At 64.6% G+C, this 17,179-nt stretch carries 9 protein-coding genes; 7 read left to right on the top strand and 2 right to left on the bottom strand.

Annotated elements, in window-relative coordinates:
• Window positions 1-987: 987 nt before the first annotated feature.
• On the top strand, window positions 988-8,787 hold the full coding sequence (locus ACIBH1_RS45895; RefSeq protein ID WP_397320427.1) for an RHS repeat-associated core domain-containing protein: 7,800 nt from the start codon (window positions 988-990) through the stop codon (window positions 8,785-8,787).
• A 12-nt stretch (window positions 8,788-8,799) separates the two neighbouring features.
• The gene (locus tag ACIBH1_RS45890; protein ID WP_397320426.1) at window positions 8,800-9,138 is read left to right on the top strand and encodes a hypothetical protein; all 339 of its coding nucleotides are present in this window, start codon (window positions 8,800-8,802) and stop codon (window positions 9,136-9,138) included.
• A gap of 1,449 nt (window positions 9,139-10,587) precedes the next feature.
• Here the strand turns inward: ACIBH1_RS45890 and ACIBH1_RS45885 are convergent.
• Together ACIBH1_RS45885 and ACIBH1_RS45880 are read right to left on the bottom strand one after the other, a co-directional pair.
• Window positions 10,588-11,310, bottom strand: coding sequence for a M15 family metallopeptidase (locus ACIBH1_RS45885; RefSeq protein WP_397320425.1), 723 nt, complete (start codon window positions 11,308-11,310; stop codon window positions 10,588-10,590).
• Window positions 11,311-11,579: 269 nt separating this feature from the next.
• The gene (locus ACIBH1_RS45880; protein WP_397320424.1) at window positions 11,580-13,097 is read right to left on the bottom strand and encodes an MDR family MFS transporter; all 1,518 of its coding nucleotides are present in this window, start codon (window positions 13,095-13,097) and stop codon (window positions 11,580-11,582) included.
• A 73-nt stretch (window positions 13,098-13,170) separates the two neighbouring features.
• On the opposite strand from ACIBH1_RS45880, the gene ACIBH1_RS45875 reads away from it, so the two are divergent.
• The 5 genes from ACIBH1_RS45875 (at window position 13,171) to ACIBH1_RS45855 (ending at window position 17,088) form a co-directional block, all read left to right on the top strand.
• A complete protein-coding gene (locus ACIBH1_RS45875; RefSeq protein ID WP_397320423.1) occupies window positions 13,171-13,722 on the top strand; it encodes a TetR/AcrR family transcriptional regulator in 552 nt (183 codons plus the stop codon).
• 14 nt (window positions 13,723-13,736) lie between these two features.
• Window positions 13,737-14,135: a GNAT family N-acetyltransferase gene (locus ACIBH1_RS45870; RefSeq protein ID WP_397320422.1), complete on the top strand. Its 399-nt coding sequence runs from the start codon at window positions 13,737-13,739 to the stop codon at window positions 14,133-14,135.
• Between the two features lie 164 nt (window positions 14,136-14,299).
• Complete coding sequence (locus tag ACIBH1_RS45865; protein WP_181610421.1) at window positions 14,300-14,527, top strand: acyl carrier protein; 228 nt, start codon at window positions 14,300-14,302, stop codon at window positions 14,525-14,527.
• Window positions 14,524-15,696, top strand: coding sequence for a glycosyltransferase (locus tag ACIBH1_RS45860; protein WP_397320420.1), 1,173 nt, complete (start codon window positions 14,524-14,526; stop codon window positions 15,694-15,696). The genes ACIBH1_RS45865 and ACIBH1_RS45860 overlap by 4 nt, the downstream gene beginning before the upstream one ends.
• Before the next feature lie 15 nt (window positions 15,697-15,711).
• On the top strand, window positions 15,712-17,088 hold the full coding sequence (locus ACIBH1_RS45855) for an amino acid adenylation domain-containing protein (RefSeq protein WP_397320496.1): 1,377 nt from the start codon (window positions 15,712-15,714) through the stop codon (window positions 17,086-17,088).
• The last annotated feature ends 91 nt before the right edge of the window (window positions 17,089-17,179 follow it).

Below are 17,179 nucleotides of genomic sequence, written 5' to 3'. Positions count from 1 at the left end.
CAGCTCTCCGGCCGACCAGGGCCAGCGCACCTCCGGGCTCAGCCGTCAGGGTGACACGATCAATCGGATGCAGGTCGACACGGACCACGGCTTGATGGCAGCCGAACAAGCCGCAGCCAGTAACCGGGCAGGGCACGCCTCCCGACGGGGGACTTCTGGGGCCTGCGATGGTCATCCCGCTCGGCCTGAGCCTATCGCGTCGTTGCGGCCAAGTTGAGCGCCTCACAAGCCATCGACTGAAGCCCACCAGCCCGGCTCCTCCGCATCAAGCCGGGCTTGACACGCCTGCCCCGGCCCGCTGCCACTCCTGCAGAGGACTGTCTGCGTACCAGGTGATTAGTAGCGCATCTCGTCTCCATTTGAGGTGTGCGTAAAGTCACCATAAAGATGACCTTGACTCAGCTCGCCAAGGATCAGTAATTTGTCCTCGTTTGAGTAGCTCCGAGCTGATACCTGTCCGATGGGGCCTGAGGCAGAGAGCCACACATTTGATGTGACGTCTCCTCGTCGTGGCTTGGAGTGTGCTTTCGCATGCATCGTGGTGGCTGGTTGCTGCGCTCGTACTGGCGGAAGCCTTTGGTTGTGGTGGCGGCCACTCTAATCTCGGTGCCCGGACTGTTGATATTGCCGTCCATGCCCGTCGCGGTGGGGGAGGCAGTCGAATCCGCGATTGTGCAATCTTCGCCGCCTGACACACCGAAGCAGCAGACGGGTACAGCTGAGGGGCTGCCATCGTTGGTCAGCACGGCAGTAACGCAGCCCAACACGACCCAAACGCGTAGCACAGCAGCGCAGACAGCGGCCGAAGAGCCTAAGGGGGCCATGCCGGTTGACTTGCGTGCCGGCGTGGAGACAGCTGTTTTGTCTGTTGGCTATTGCTCTGATTACCCTCAGTACTCCCAGAGCAGTACCTACTCGGCTGGGTCGCAGGTGTGGTGGGTAAACCCCACAGGCTTCCCGTCGGGACGGTATGTCTACCGAGCCAACGTGTACGTGCCGATGAATCAGAACCCCTCGTCGGACTACTACGAGAACGTGAACGGCACGGTTATTTCGAAGCCTTATTGGAGTCGGCTTGGTGAGTGCACGGATGCGCCGCCGGACCCGGAGTATCCGCCGTCCTTGACCGCTGTCTTCCCACTGAATGGGATGTTGATCGGGTCGCGCACTCCGCTGCTGGGCGCTGAGGCGCACAGCAACGATGGCGGCTCGGTGCGGTTCGCCTTCAAGGTGTGCACGAACGCGGCGCGCACGACGGGATGTGTCGCCTCGGGGACGCTGTCGACGAACACTTGGCGTGTTCCGACGTCGAAGGCGCTGTCGTGGAGTACGCAGTATTGGTGGGACATCACCGTCACCGACACGAGCAACAGTTTGACGACGTCGTGGACTGAGGGCACGTTCACCACGGGTGTGCGCCAACCGGCCACGGGTTCGCTGTACTCGACGGGTGCCCCTGACGGGCAGGAGTTCGAGCCCGCCACAGGCAACTACACGACTTCGGCTACGGATGCTGTGGTGGCAACGGTTGGGCCTCCGCTGTCGGTGGTGCGCTCGTACAACAGTCTGGACCCCCGTCGGGATGGGATGTTCGGGGCCGGGTGGTCGACGCGCTGGGACATGAAGCTGAGCGTCGTTTACGGCGGCGTGGCGCAGGTGACGTTTCCTAGCGGTCGGCAGGTGAAGTTCGCTCCCGACGGTGGTACGGCCGGTACGTATCAGCCACCGCCTGGCATGTACGCCACGCTGGTTCAGACGCGGGAGAGCGCTGGCGGTGCCGCCACTGGCTGGCAGTTGATGGACAAGTCGTCCACCTCCTTCTTCTTCGACCTTCAGGGCCGCCTAACCAGAATTGCGGATCTGCGGGGACGCACCCAGACGCTGGAATACGGCGCGGACGGGAAACTCTCCAAGGTCTCCGGGGTGGGCGGCCGCTTCTTGTCCTTCATCTGGACAGGAAGCCATGTCATCCAGGTCGCCACAAACCCAGTCGACAGCGCGCCACTGACATGGACCTACACCTACGAAGGCGACAAGCTCGTCAACGCGTGCCAACCGGGCTCGACCCCTCAGGTGCCGCTGTGCACGACCTATGAGTACACAAGCGGCTCCCAGTACTTCAGCGCCGTGCGCAACTCCGACCCGCTCGGCTACTGGCGATTGGGAGAGGCATCCGGCACGCAGGCTGCTGACTCCGGAGCACAGGCAGGCACCGCCACATACGCGGGTGTCACGCTGGGGCAGTCTGGCGCGGTCGAGGCAAGTACGGATACCTCAGCCAAGTTCTCAGGAACCAGCACCCTGACCATCCCCGAGCCCGCGGTCAGCCAGCTGAGCGGTGCGGCATCGGTGGAGGCCTGGTTCAAGACCAGCCAAGCCGGCGTCATTATGTCGGCTGGCACCGATGACAGTAATGCTTTGGCTCGATCGGTGATCTACGTCGGTTCCGACGGCAAGCTGCGAGGCCAGTTCAGACCGACTACGGGAACAGCGGCACCCGCGCCGATCACTTCGGATGGCGTTGTCAATGATGGGCAGTGGCACCACGTAGTCCTGACGCTGGCCAACACCACCCAGGAGATGTTCCTCGACGGGCAGAGCGTAGGCACCGCCACAGGCGCGGGCTTTGGCGGCTGGCCAGTCGGGGCACGCTTCGGCAACGGCAAGCTCGAGGGAGGAAAGTGGCCGGGTGGCCCCGCCAGCAGCCAGAACCTCGGCTTTGTCGGCCATCTGGACGAAGTGGCGCTCTACGACGCCCCACTGGAAACTCAGGACGTCACAACCCACTTCGCGGCCCGGAGCGCAGCGCCCCACCTAATGTCGAAGATCACGACGCCGTCGGGTCGCGTGTGGATGCAGAGCACTTACGACACTGCCAATGATCGCATCAAGAGCTATACCAATGTCCATGCAGGCACTTGGCAGCTGTCCTCCCCTGTGCACAACAAGTCCACCGGCATCTCCACCGTTACGGTCACGGACCCTGACAAGAACTCGATCACATACACCTACGACGCAGAGCGGGGTAACCGGCTCGTCTCGCGCACAGACCAGCTAGGGAAGAAAACGAGTTTCACCTACGACACGGCAGGTTTCCCAAAGACGACCACCGACCCCAACGACAACACCGTCACCCATTCATACGACAAGCGCGGCAACCTGATCTCGACCGCCACCTGTCGAAAGAGCGGTAGCTGTCAAACCGCTTACGCGCAGTACTACCTCAACACAAGCAACCCTCTCGATCCCCGCAACGACCGAATGATCAAGGAGCGGGACGCCCGCTCCGCGAGTTCCACCGACAACACTTACGCCTGGGTGTCGGAGTTCAACGAATTCGGTGAGCAGATCAAACTGATCAGTCCGACCACGACGGACTTCCCCTCCGGCCGCGTCGTGGCCGTGACGGTTACAGAGGGCACCGAGCCAGCGGTCGGAGGCGGCGCAACCCCTGCTGGATTGGTTGCAACTCGAACCGATCCAGCAGGTAGCGTCTGGCGTTACGCCTACACGGCTGCGGGGGACCTGGCTGAGCAGACTGATCCGGTGGGGTTGGTCGTGAAACTGACCTACGATGCCATCGGCCGTCTCCAAACCTCGACCGAATTTTCACGGGCGCACCCTGAGGGTGTGGCCAGCACCTTCGGATACGACGCCACTGGACTACTTGCGGTGCAGACGGGTGCAGGCGTCAAGAACGAGGTCACTGGAGTTACCCACACAGCACAGCACCGCTACACCTACAACGCTGACGGCAACACCCTGACCATGACGGTTGCCGACACCACGGGTGGTGACCCGGCACGGGTCACGACGCACACCTACGATGCCAGTGGGCGGTTGACAAGCACGACCGGCCCTGAAGGCGGAGTGATCCGTCAGTCGTGGAACGCACTGGGGCAGGTGGCGAGCACTACCGACGCCCGAGGCACTGTGATCGAGAACGGCTATAGCAAGCGCGGCGAGCTGATCACAAAGACGCTGAAGGCCTGGACGGGTAGCCCGGTGAACCCGCAGCCTGCCCAAGACGTGGTAGTGGAAGCCTTCGCCTACGACCCAGGGGGCCGGCTGGCCACTCGGACGGATGTGATGGGTCGCAAGACCTCCTTCACGTACTACACCGATAATCTGCCTTGGCAGAAGATCGCGGATGATGTGAAGCTGAACGGCTCCACGACGGCGCGGGATGTGGTGCTGGAGGAGCACACCTACGACGCTGCAGGAAATCCCACCAAGCTTGTCACCGGAGGTAACCGGCTGACCGCCGATTTCGTCTACGACGCGGCAGGAATGCTGACGTCGCAGACCGTGGATCCCACCGGGGCCAAGCGCAAGACCGCCTTCATGTATGACGCGGCTGGAAACGTGATCAAGTCGGTCCTGTCTGGTGCCGGAACTACCCGAACCGAGGTTCGGGAGTACGGCTACACCAAGACCGGGCAGATAAACCGCGAAGTCGTCGAAAATGGCGAGCAAGATCTCATCTCCACTCTCGAGTACGATGATCGCGGCCTAGTGATCAGCACAGTCGATCCGCGTGGACACGTTGCCGGCGCCGACAGCGCCGACTTCGCCGTAACCCTCAGGTACGACGCCATCGGTCGCCTGGTCGAGGCCACCGCCCCCGAAGTACCGGTGGAGAAGGCGGGCGCTGCAACGACCGCACGTCCGACCGTGCGCCGGGGCTACAACACCGCAGGTGAACAGACCCATCAAGTGGACGCAGAAGGCCGAACCGTTGAGTCGGCCTATGACCGCGCCGGACGACTGATCAGCACCAAGACGCCCGCCTACACACCACCCGGCAGCAGCACCGCGCTAACCCCCATCTCTCACTTCGCTTACGACGCTGCCGGTCAACTGATCAAGACCACGGACCCGCGCGGCTATAGCCGCACCTTCGAGTTCGACGCCCTCGGGCGTCAGGTACGCATCACCGACCCGGCACCGGAGGGACAACAAGCGGGCCAGTGGGTGAACGAATTCAACCTCGCAGGTCAGCAGTCAGCAGCCGTCGACCCGCGTGGGGCCCGAACGGAAGCCACCTACGACGATCTCGGTAGGCAGATCACCCAGACGACCATCGAGCGCAAGCCGGCGTCGTCAGTCGCCACCACCAAACTGGAATACAACGACGCCGGGCACCTGACCAAGACCACGCTGCCCGGGAACCTCGTCACTAACCTTACGGTCAACGCGGTCGGCGAAGTCACCCAGGTCAGCGACCCGCTGACCAACAAGACCGACATGGCCTATGACCTGGCAGGGCGTCTGACCAAGATCACTGACGCCCTCAAGAAGGTCACTTCCACGGACTACGACCTGGCGGGACGCCCGACGACGGTGAAGGACCTGGATGCCGCTGGCGCGGTGCTACGGACTTACAGCGTCGAATACGACGCTGTCGGCAACCCCATCAGAGCCATCGACCCCGCTGGTCACGCCACCAGGCAGACGTTCGACGCCCTTAACCGCCCGATCTCGCTTATTGAACCGGTGGCCGACGGCAAGACGATCACCACGTCGTTCGGATATAACGCCGGCGGTTCCCGCACCCGCCTCACCGACGGGCGAGGCAACGCCACCTGGACCAACTACAACAGCCTGGGCTTGGTCGAAACCGTCACAGAATCCGCCACGACCGCCCACCCCCAAGCTTCCGACCGGACGTGGACCACGATCTACAACCAGGGCGGACTCCCAGTCACCACACTCCAACCCGGCGGCGTCCGGATCGATCGCACCTTCGACCACCTGGGCCGTCTGCTCACCGAGACCGGCGAAGGCGGGGGCGCAGCCACAGCCGAACGGACATTCGGTTACGACCTGACTGGCCAGCCCACAACCGTGGGCGATCTCACCCTGAACTACAACGACCGAGGCCTGCCCCTCACCGTCACCAAGAACGGAACGCAGGAAAGTTCCTTCAGCTACGACGTTCTTGGCCAGCTCAGCCAGCGCACGGATGCAGCCGGGATAGCGACGTTCACCTGGGACCAGGCAGGACGCCTCGCAACCGCGACCGACCCGGTGACCGGACGCACGCTGACCTACGGCTACGACATCGCCGACCGTCTCACCTCCCTCACGGCCAAGACCAGCACCGGAGCAGCGGCCGACAGCCAGGCCCTCGGCTACGACGACCTCGACCGGCTCACCAGCCAGACACTGAAGAACGCAGCGGGCAGCCAACTCGCCAAGATCACATATGGCTGGGACGACAACGACCGTCTCACCAGCAAGACTGTCGCTGGGCTCGCCGGAGCTGGGACCAACACCTACAGTCACGACCACGCCGGACGCCTCACATCCTGGACGCGCCCAGACGGCACCATCACCCCGTATGAGTGGGACGACGCTGGTAATCGCACCAAAGCTGGAAACGACACCTTCGCCTACGATGAGCGCAATCGCCTCTCCTCCGGCGCTGGCAGCAACTACGCCTACACACCCCGCGGAACCCTGGCCACCGAGACCAAGGACGGCCAGACCACCCAGCTGACCTTCGACGCCTTCGACCGGCTCATCGCCGACGGCGACAGCCTCTATTCCTACGACGCACTCGACCGCGTTACCTCCCGCATCCACGGCACCCGCAAGCAGACCTTCCGCTACAGCGGACTCGGCAACGACCTGGCCGCCATCAGCGACGCGAGCACCAGCACGTTCGCAGCCAAGTACGGACGCGACGCATCCGGTGACCTACTCGGCATGCAAGAAGGGACAGCGGCGCCGGTCGCGACCCTGACTGACCTGCACACCGACCTGGTCGCGACCTTCACCACGACCACTCTTGCTACCACGGCCAGCTACGGGCCGTTCGGCGAAGTCGTAGCGCAGACCGGCGAAAAGACCAGCCTCGGGTACCAGGGCGAATACACCGACCCGGACACCGGCAAGGTCAACATGCACGCCCGCTGGTACCAGCCAGGAACCGGCACATTCGCCAGCCGTGATTCCCTCACCCAGGACCCCAACCCCAGCGTCCAAGCCAATCGCTATACCTACGCCAACGGCACCCCACTAACCGGAACCGACCCAACCGGACACTCAATGGTTGGGCCGAACATCCCCAGTGCGGGCATCTCCGCCGGTGGTGCCGGGATGGTGTACTACTCCATCGGGGCCGACGGCGAATGGGTCGGTGGCGGCGGATCATGCTGGGGCTATGGCTACGACCATAGTGGATCTTGGATCTCCTGTATGCCCAGCTTTACCGATATGCATGATGGCGCGCCCAACAAGAACTGGTACCGCGACAATTACATCCTTCCCAGTCTTCCGTCCTTCGAGAAGGAAGAAGCCAAGAGAGTCAACGTCATCGACGCTGGCGAAGGTGCCGGACGCCCAGCCCCCGATGGGTTCTGGGACGAAACCGACACCGCACTCCAAGATCAGTTCCGGAGTATGTATCGAGACGCCGACAGTATCGAACAGAACGAAGCGCTGTGGAAGTACCTCAAGCAGAAAGCTGCAGAGGCTAAGCGGGCGAGCTCAGCAGCCATCGGCGCTCAGGGTCTTAGCGGTGGCCAACGTAAGCCGGGTGGGATGCGTGCCGCTGGGCCGCCCGCACAACAAGATGCAGGCGGCAGGGGATCCGGATCGGATCCCGTTGCGAATTACACCAGTTGTGTTAAGCAACTGGGTGAATCCGCCTGTAGCGACATTCGGAGAGCGGCGGTTATGGCGACAGCGATCCGCGAGCTCGACCAGAAATGTATGGGGAGGGTAGTTTCGTCCCATTGTGGCACTGTGATTGGCATCCTTGGTATGGATGACAAGCAGTGGCACAAGATGCGCGCTAAGTGGGAGATCTATCGGCAGACACACCCGGGCGAGAAATCCTGGCTTCGGAGTATTCTTCGCGAGACCTTCGACTTCTTCCTCGGAGACGCCGAAAGGTGTGTTGGAGGTGACGGTGTCTCGTGTGTACTCTTCATGACCAATTTCATCCCTGGTGGAACTGCTGGGAGAGGAGGCATCTCCTTTCTCCGAAGAGTTTTCTCGAAGTTCGACGAAGCCGCAGACGTGGCGGTTGCTGCGTGTCGACGCAGTAGCTTTATTCCAGGTACGCGAGTGCTCATGGCTGATGGTAGCCATAAGCGGATTGAGAATATTCGCGTAGGTGATTCTGTCACTGCTGTCGACCCGGAGACTGGCGTCGCTGGGGGGCGAAGAGTCTCGTTTCTCATCTCTAGTGAAGGTCCCAAAGACCTGATCGAGATTTCCATTGGCGGAATCGATGGCGTGCGCAATTCATACATCGTAACCGCAACAGCAGAACACCTCTTTTGGGTGCCAGCGCTGTACACGTGGGTAAAAGCGGCCGACCTTCGTGCTGGATCTCGGCTGCGAACTTTTGTGGGTACCGAGGCCCAAGTTGACAGTGTCAGGCGATGGACAGCTGGACGTCGGGTACATAATCTCACCGTCGCTGGCCTCCATACCTATTACGTGCTCGCAGGCGATCAAGCAATCCTTGTCCATAATGATTCGCCATGTGACGAGGTGCTAGCGGCTGTATGGAGTTCTCCTAACAGGACACTCAGTGATGCCTTTCGTTATCATTATGAAAAACATGCAAAGCGCTTCAATAAGACCATGGACGAATATCATGCGGACGCAAAGGCGTGGCTTGAGTCGAACCCGGCTAGCCAGCGAATAAATTCGAAACTAGTGGTGCTGGCCGATGGGACCAAAGCGATCAAATACACTACCCCCGGTGGAGGCAAGGGAGGTATTATACAAAACGGTAAGTTGATCAGTTTTTGGTATCGAAACGATTAGGATGGACCGCCTGTGAATTTTATGGATTCCTACTGTGTCTGGCGACAGCTCATGCGTCCCCCCGCAGGAGTTGATGAGGAAACGCTGGACATCAGCACTGATCTTTTGGTGTCGGACGAATACCTTCTATCGGTGGCCAATTTGGTTGAATTTGGAATATTCGATCCACCGAAGGTGGATGTGATATCTTTTCTTGATGAAATCCTGGTTCGCGCCACCGTGTTGATTGCAGAAGGCGACTCCGAGGTGGGGCAGGCCGCTCGCAATTTGCATGCATATGCCGCACTTTCTCGCCAGCTTTATCGGCAATACCTTGAACATCCTGCATCCGAAGTCCGCACTGGATTGTAAATGTTCAGCTGGTTCAAGTTGACCATGGCCATGTCGTTACCTCGGATACCACGGGCTAAAGCGGTTGAAAGCTTGCGGTAACACGGCGTGGTTGCGTGCTCTTGGCTGGGTTCGGGAGGATGCCGGTGGTTGCGTTATCCGGATGGTGGTGGTCTGACCCCGGCGGCGCGAGCCAAGCGCTAACAGGTCCGCTTGGAAGCGGCCAGGCTGTTCGCCGCTGGTATGTAGTGCCCCAAGTGGCCAAGAGGCTGCGGGTCTCACGCAAGTCGGCCCGTGTGTGGCAAAAGGCCTGGCGCACGGCAGGGGCCGAGGCGCTGGCGTCGAAAGGGCCATGTGGGCAGCGCTGCCGGTTTAGCGATGCGCAGGTGGCATCGGATGGGCTGGAGCCCGCAGGTCCCCCCGGCGCCGCACCGCCGAGCGCGACGAAGAGGCGATCGCCACCTGGGTGAAGGACGCAAGGACATAACGGCGCCAGAGGATATCTGCCAACAGGCGTGTCGTCGGATCTATGCCCGGGCCGATCTGTGTCACCACCTAATTGGGCCCCTCAGCCTTTCTGAAGGGCGGCAGATGGATGTCGATCTTTCGGAGGCGCTCGCCTACGCGTTGGCAACCTCTACCGAGATGTGGCGTGCTTGGATGATCTCTTTCTTTGAGGAAGAGTGGTTTGAGTTCCACCATCTGGAGGAGTCATCGCCTTCATAGACGCGAGCCGGTCATATGGGGCGATGTCTCCCATTGAATGAGGATGCGCAGATGTGCCCCATTCCTAGTCGCCCAACTTTGCTGGCGGCGAGTTCGATAGTTTGCTGAGCGCTGTCGATGCTTTAATAATTTGGGAGGCGGGGCGAAATTGATGTACGCCTTGACGACTTCAAAGCAATGCTCGCGTTCGCTCAAATGCGCAATCCGGTCACGGGATGATCTTCAGCTCAGGACCCAGCCTTCGACCCCCCTCGCCCGGTTCAAACGTCGAATCCCTTCCCCTCGGAGTGAGCACCGCTCTCCAAGGCGGGTGTCCTCCATCCAGTCCGCGGACGGGTTGACGCCGTGCCGATCGCCGACTTCGGTACTCGCCGTGAGGGCTGGGGGACCACCGCGAAGGACCTCCTTCGTCGGCCCTTGGCATCGCATACGCAGGCCAGCTGATCGGGTCACCGATCGCTCGCCCGCGACCGCTGACCGTGCGGTCGCTTGTTCCGTGAGTGTTCCGTGCGGGCGCGAAAGGCCACGAAAGTGAACGCGAAGTAGCGCAAGCCGTTCTCTCTGGTCAGGAGCTTGATCTCGCCCCCAAGCCCAGGTGGTCGAACCAACACCCGAAAATCACGCAGATCTATGACGGCAGGGCACAACCAGGGCACATGAAGGTGTGAGGCGCCAGGAAACGTCGAGAACTGGTGAGTGGACAAACCGCAGGGCAGGCCCACATCCGCCGCAGCGGTCCAGCTCCTAGCCGCCACCCTTGGAGAAGTGCTGGTAGTCCTTGGTGCCTGACCAGTAGCCGCCCCACTCCCAGCCGACCTTCTCGAACGCCTTCACCACCCGGTCCCTGCCGTTGATCACGCCGGGCTCGTCGAGCGGCCGGGTCTTGAAGTCCTCCGCGTTGTCATGGGCCACCGACCCGCCCGCCGTGACATACGGGTTCTGTTGCGGGTTGATGTCGATCGCCAGCCCGTAGGCGTGGTTCGACCAGTTGCTCGAACCGGTCGCCGCCCGGCAGTTGAACGCCGAGGTGTTGTTGGCGTCGATCGAGTCGAAGTCGTCGCCCTTGAAGACGTCGACCAGCTCCATGCGCTTGATCGGCCACTTCCAGCCGTACAGCTGCTTGAACACGGTGACGATGTCGTCGGTGACACTCTTGTTGACGATCAGCTCGCCGGTGTGGGCCTTGTCGTCGAAGCCCCAGTAGGTGAGCGTGATCAGGCGCAGCCCGCTCAGCGGCACGGGGCAGCCGGGGCGCCAGGAGTACGGCACGTCGTCGCGCTTCACCTCGCGCACCTTCGAGGTGAAGGCGGGTGGGCCGGTGGGCGACGGGGTCGCGGTCTCGCTCTGGGCAGGGCTCTGCGATGGTGCGGTGGTGGCCGCCTGGGTGGGCGATGCCACCGGCTCCTCGGCGCTGCAGGCTGCGACCGCCGCCAGGATCAGGGCCATGAGGGCAGCTGGGCGCTTCATCTGAACACCATATGCGACGCTTCGTGCTCACTGTGTTAGCGCCCGGTCGCCGTCACGTCACGGCGGGCGGCCACGTCCGACTGCTTGCCGTGGGGCACGGACGGGTGGGGCGTCGTCGGGTGGGGGTGACCCATGCGTGCCGTACAAAAAGGGACCCGCCGGTGCCACGAGGAGGCTCGCCGACGCCGGGGTCTGCGAAAGGGAGGCCCGCCGGCGCCGGGAGGAGAGAGACGCGGGGCCGGCGGGCCGTCTGGGTGCGGTCGTGGCTGCTACGAGCGGCCGCGGAGTGGGAGTTCCTTGAGGAAGAGCACCGCGAGCAGCCCGAGCACCGCGATCGGGACGCCGACGAAGAAGACCGTCTCCAGCGCCCGCGTGAACGACTCCAGGATCGCCTGCTTGATCGGCCCCGGCAGGTGCTGGATGGCCTCCGGGCTGCCCAGCTGCGTGGAGCCGCCCCCGGCGCCGGCGGGCAGGCGCGTGGCGAGCTCCTCCTTGAGCCGGTTGGTGAGGATCGCCCCGAACGCCGCCACGCCCACGGCGCCGCCGAGCGAGCGGAAGAACGACACGCCCGAGGTGGTGGCCGCGAGGTCGCGCAGTTCGGAGCCGTTCTGGGCGGCGAGGATGAGCATCTGCATCGACAGACCGAGCCCGATCCCGAGCACCGCCATGTCGAAGCCGATCAGCCAGGCCGACGAGTCGACCTGCAGCAGTGCGAGCAGGTACAGCGCGACCGACACGAGCGCGAGGCCGATGACCGGGAAGATCTTCCACTTGCCGGTCGAGGTCACGATCTTTCCGGAGACGACGCCGGAGATGAACATGGTGACCACCATGGGCAGCGTCATCAGGCCGGACGCGGTCGGGCTCATGCCCTTGACGATCTGCAGGTACTGCGGCAGGTAGATCATCGCCCCGAACAGGGCCACGCCGACGAACAGCGAGGCCAGCGAGCTCAGCACGAAGGTCCGGTTGCGGAACAGCCGCGGCGGCAGGATCGGCTCCTTGGCCGTGCGCTCGGCGATCACCGACAGCACCAGGGAGATGACGCTGATCGCGCCGAGGATGTAGGTCCAGGGGGAGTTCCACTCGAACTCGTGCCCGCCGAGCGACAGCAGCAGCATCACCGCGCTGGCGGCGGCGGTGATGGTGGTGGCGCCCCAGATGTCGATGCTGGCCTCGCGCTTGACGACCGGCATGCGCAGCACCTTCTGGATCACCACGAACGACACCAGCGCGAACGGCACGCACACGTAGAAGCACCAGCGCCAGCCGAGCCAGTCGGCGTCGACGATGAAGCCGCCGATGAGCGGGCCCGCCACCGTGGAGATGCCGAAGACGGCGCCCATGTAGCCGGAGTACCGGCCGCGCTCGCGGGGCGAGACGATGTCGCCCAGGATGACCTGCGAGAGCGCCGACAGGCCGCCGACCCCGAGGCCCTGTACGGCACGCGCCGCGATCAGCTGTCCCATGTCCTGGGAGAGTCCGGCGGCCACCGAGGAGATCACGAAGATCGCCAGGGAGAGCTGGAAGAGGCGCTTGCGCCCGTACAGGTCGGAGAGCTTGCCCCACAGCGGCGTGGAGACGGTCATCGTGAGCATGCTCGCGGTGGCGACCCAGGAGTACTGGTCCTGTCCGCCGAGCTCGCCCACGATCGTGGGCAGGGCGGTGCCGACCACGGACATGGAGATCATCGAGGTCAGCATGGCGAGCATGAGCCCGGAGAGGATCTCCAGGATCTGCCGGTGGGTGTACTGCGGGGGTTGTGTCGTTGTTGTGGTCGTCACCAAGAAGGCCTCAATCCCGTCCCAAAGCTTAGATTGGCTAAGTATACGCCCGTTTACAACCCGATAGAATGCCCGGGTGAAGTCACGTGATCGCGAGGCGACGCGGCAGCGGTTGTTCCACGCGGCACGGTCCCTGTTCGCCGAATACGGCTATGAGCACGTCACCGTGCGCATGATCGCCGCGGAGGCGGATGCCAACGTCGCACTCGTGGCGCGCTACTTCGGCTCCAAGGCCGAGCTGTTCGCCGAGGTGCTGGCGGGAGAGCCGAGCATCCGCCAGGTGTTCGGCGGCGACACGGAGGGGCTGCCCAGGCGGCTGGCGGAGTACGCCGCCCAGCGCATGCACGCCGAGCCCGACAGCCCGATCCTGCGCTCCCTCGAACGGTCGGCCGGACACCCCGAGATCCAGAACGTGGTGCGCGACCGGCTCCGCAACGTGATCATCGAGCCCCTGGCCAGGTTGCTGGCCGAGTCGGGCGAGCCTGACGCGGCCATGGCGCGGGCCCGCCTGGTCACCTCGATCTTCCTCGGCATCGGCACGCTGCGCCGCCTGGTCGGTCCAGAACAGGGCACCCCCGCCGACGTCGACCGCCTGACCGCCGTCTTCGCGGCGGCACTGACCCCCTGAGAACGGACGCGCCGATGATCGACTACTCCGAGGACCCGAGCACGCTCGACCCGTCGATGCTGGAGGGCTTCTTCGTCGGCTGGCCGGCGGCGCCCTCGCCCGAGCAGCACCTGGCCGTCCTGCGTGGCAGCTTCCGTTCGATCGTCGCCCTGGACGGCGGCAAGGTCGTCGGCTTCGTCAACATGATCAGCGACGGGGTCCTGACCGCGTTCATCCCGTGGCTGGAGGTGCTGCCCGGCTACCAGGGGCAGGGCATCGGCACCGAGCTGATGCGCCGCGTCCTGGAGGGCTCCGAGCGGTTCTACTCCGTCGACCTGCTGTGCGACGAGGAGCTCCGGCCGTACTACGAGAAGCTCGGCATGCTGCGGGTGCCGGGGATGACGCTGCGGCATCGGTCCGCGCTGGCTCGCTGATCTGTTCGGTTATCCACAGGGCTATGCACACCCTGTGGAACACGTGTTCGGTAGAAACTGACGTCTTAACGGAAGACGGATATCCGCAGAAAAGGTTGACCGTCACACTGCGGGAAACCTAGCGTGAGCCGTGGGAGCGATCCCACGAGCTTGGGGAGTTCGTCATGTTCGAGAACGCCGTCCTGCGGCTGTGGAGCGAGATCCTGGGCGTCGAGGTGACCTCGGCCGACCAGGACTTCTATGACCTGGGCGGACAGTCCCTGGCCATGGTGCAGTTCGTGGCGATGGTCGAGAGCGAGTTCGGGGTCGAGCTCCCGATCGAGGTGCTCTTCGCCGAGGGTCTGACCGCGGCCGAGGCGGCGCTGGCGATCGAGGCGGGGGCCAGGGCGTGACCACCGTGATCATGGTTGCCCACGGCACCCATGGCGACGTCCTGCCGTTCGTGAGCCTGGGCCGCGTCCTGCGCGACCGCGGTCACCGCGTGGAGCTCGTCACGCACGCGCCGTTCGAGCCCACGGCGCGCCGCGAGGGCCTGGAGTTCACCGCCATCGACACCGAGCAGGGCTACGAGCGGTTCCTGGCCGACACCCCGCTGCTGCTCGGCCGCGGGCTGGACCGCTGGAGGCGCTTCTACGACGCCGCCGGCCTGTTCGACCAGATCAGGTTCGAGTGCGAGGTGCTGAAAGCGCGCCACGTGCCCGGCGAGACGGTCTTCGTGGGCCGGCACACCACGGCCGTCTCCGCGCTCTTCGCCGGGGAGGCGCTGGGGGTGCCGACGGCGTGGGTGGCGGTGACGCCGGTGCAGTACATGTCGGAGCGCCCCGCCATCCACCTGTACTCGACGTTGCTGAGCGACCGGCTCGACGAGATCCGCATCATGCTCGGGCTGGAGCCGGTCGCGGACTGGGCGGCGTGGTTCACCTCCGCGCGGCTGCACGTGGGACTGTGGCCCGAGTGGTTCGACCGGGCCGGGGTGCCCGCGCCGGCCAGGGCGGTGCTGACGGGAGCGCCGTTCGGCGACGACATGTTCCAGGCCGACGTGCCCGCCGAGGCCGGGGAACTGCTCGACCGGGGCGCCGTGATCGTCACCGGGGGCACGGGGCGGATGATCCACGACGACTTCTACCGGGCCGCCGTCGACGCCTGCCGTACGGCTGGGCTGCCCGCGCTGGTGGTCACCCGCTACCGGGACCTGGTGCCCGACCCGCTTCCTGATGGCATGCGCTGGTTCGCCCACCTGCCCTTCCATCAGGTCATCCCGCGTGCCCGGGTGGTGCTGCACCACGGCGGCATCGGCACGGTCATCAGGGCGGTGGCGGCCGGGGTGCCGCAGGTGCTGCTGGCGCACGGGTTCGACCGGTCCGACAACGGCATCCGGCTGGCCAGGGCCGGGCTGGGCAGCTGGCTGCCCGAGCGGCGCTGGACTGTGGACGAGATCGTGCCCCTGCTGCGGGCGGCGGCCCAGGCCGGCGAGGGGTATCGCGAGCGGGCGTCCGAAGTGGCGCGCTCTACCAGGCCGGGGCTGCTCGGCGCGGCCGAGGCCATCGAGGCACTCTTCTAGATCTTCGGAGTCGTGATGGTTTTGGGAGCGCTCCCACTTCTCTTCGAAAAGCAGGCCGCCCTCGCGCCCGACCGGATCGCCGTCGTCTCGGGGGCAGAACGGGTCACGTACGGCGAGCTGCGCGCCGACGTGGATCAGCTGGCCGTACGGCTGGCCGAGGCGGGAGCGGGACCCGGGGTCCTGGTGGGCATCCTCGCCCGGCGATCGGCGTTTCCGGTGGCCGCGATGCTGGCCGTACTGAAGACGGGCGCCGCCTACCTGCCGCTCGACCCGTCGTACCCGGCGGCGCGCATCGAGCTGATGCTGGCCGACTCGGGGGCGCACCTGCTGCTGACCGACGACGACCTGGTCGGCCGCGAGGGGTCGTCCGGCCAGCGCCTCGATGGGTGCGCTTACCTCATCTACACCTCGGGCTCCACCGGCAGGCCCAAGGGCGTCATGGTCGCCCACCACGCCGTCGTCAACCTGCTCGACGGCATGAGCGCCATGCTCGGCTCAGGACCCGGCCACGTCTGGCTCGCGATCGCGCCGCTGTCGTTCGACATGAGCGTGATCGAGCTCTACCTGCCCCTGATCACCGGCGGCCGCGTCGTGATCGCCGACGCCAGGGCCGCGCTGATCGGCAAGCGGCTGGTCGAGCTGATCGACACCGAGGGCGTCACCCACATCCAGGCGACCCCGTCTGGCTGGCGGGTGCTGCTGTACGCCGGCTTCCACCGGCCCGAGGTCACCGCGCTGACCGGCGCGGAACCCCTCACCATCGCCCTGGCCAAGGAACTGCGCGCGGCCGTCGGGCGCCTGATCAACATCTACGGTCCCACCGAGGCGACCGTCTGGTCCACCGCCTGGGACGTGCCCGAGGACCCCGGCTCGATCTCCATCGGCGAGCCGTTCCCCGGCGTCAGGGTCCACGTCGTCGACGACCGCCTCGACCCGGCCGAGCAGGGCGAGCTGGCCATCGGCGGCGTCGGCGTGAGCCGCGGCTACCTCGGCCGCCCCACCCTGACCGCCGACCGTTTCGTCCCCGACCCGTACGGCCACGAGCCGGGCAGCCGGCTCTACCTGACCGGAGACCTGGTGAGGCGTGGACCAGGCGGTCTGGAGTACTTGCACCGCGCCGACACCCAGGTCAAAGTGCGCGGGCACCGCGTGGAACTGGGCGAGGTCGAGAGCGCGATGCAGGCCCTCCCCGGCGTACGGCAGGCGGTCGCGGCCGTGCGCGGGGACACACTGATGGCCTTCGTGGTCGGGCGGTGCGCCGACCTTCGTGCGAGGCTCGGGCAGATCCTGCCCGCCTACATGGTGCCGACGCGGGTGATCGAGGTCGACAGCCTGCCCATGACCCCCAACGGCAAGGTCGACCGCTCAGCCCTCAACGAGCCGGCGCCCTAGGAGCTGTTCGGGGTTCGGATCTTGGTAGGGGTGGCTCAGCCTGGTAGAACGTCGGATGTGGCGCGCTTCGATATGACGGATGCTGAGTGGG

It is taken from the genome of Nonomuraea sp. NPDC050663, from assembly GCF_044456985.1.
Lineage (GTDB): Bacteria > Actinomycetota > Actinomycetes > Streptosporangiales > Streptosporangiaceae > Nonomuraea.
This window is presented reverse-complemented; position numbering and strand designations above follow the sequence as displayed.

Coding starts and splice junctions, on each gene's coding strand:
- ACIBH1_RS45855 (WP_397320496.1), top strand. CDS start 15,712: ATGGTTTTGGGAGCGCTCCCACTTCTCTTCGAAAAGCAGGCCGCCCTC.
- ACIBH1_RS45870 (WP_397320422.1), top strand. CDS start 13,737: ATGATCGACTACTCCGAGGACCCGAGCACGCTCGACCCGTCGATGCTG.
- ACIBH1_RS45885 (WP_397320425.1), bottom strand. CDS start 11,310: ATGAAGCGCCCAGCTGCCCTCATGGCCCTGATCCTGGCGGCGGTCGCA.
- ACIBH1_RS45865 (WP_181610421.1), top strand. CDS start 14,300: ATGTTCGAGAACGCCGTCCTGCGGCTGTGGAGCGAGATCCTGGGCGTC.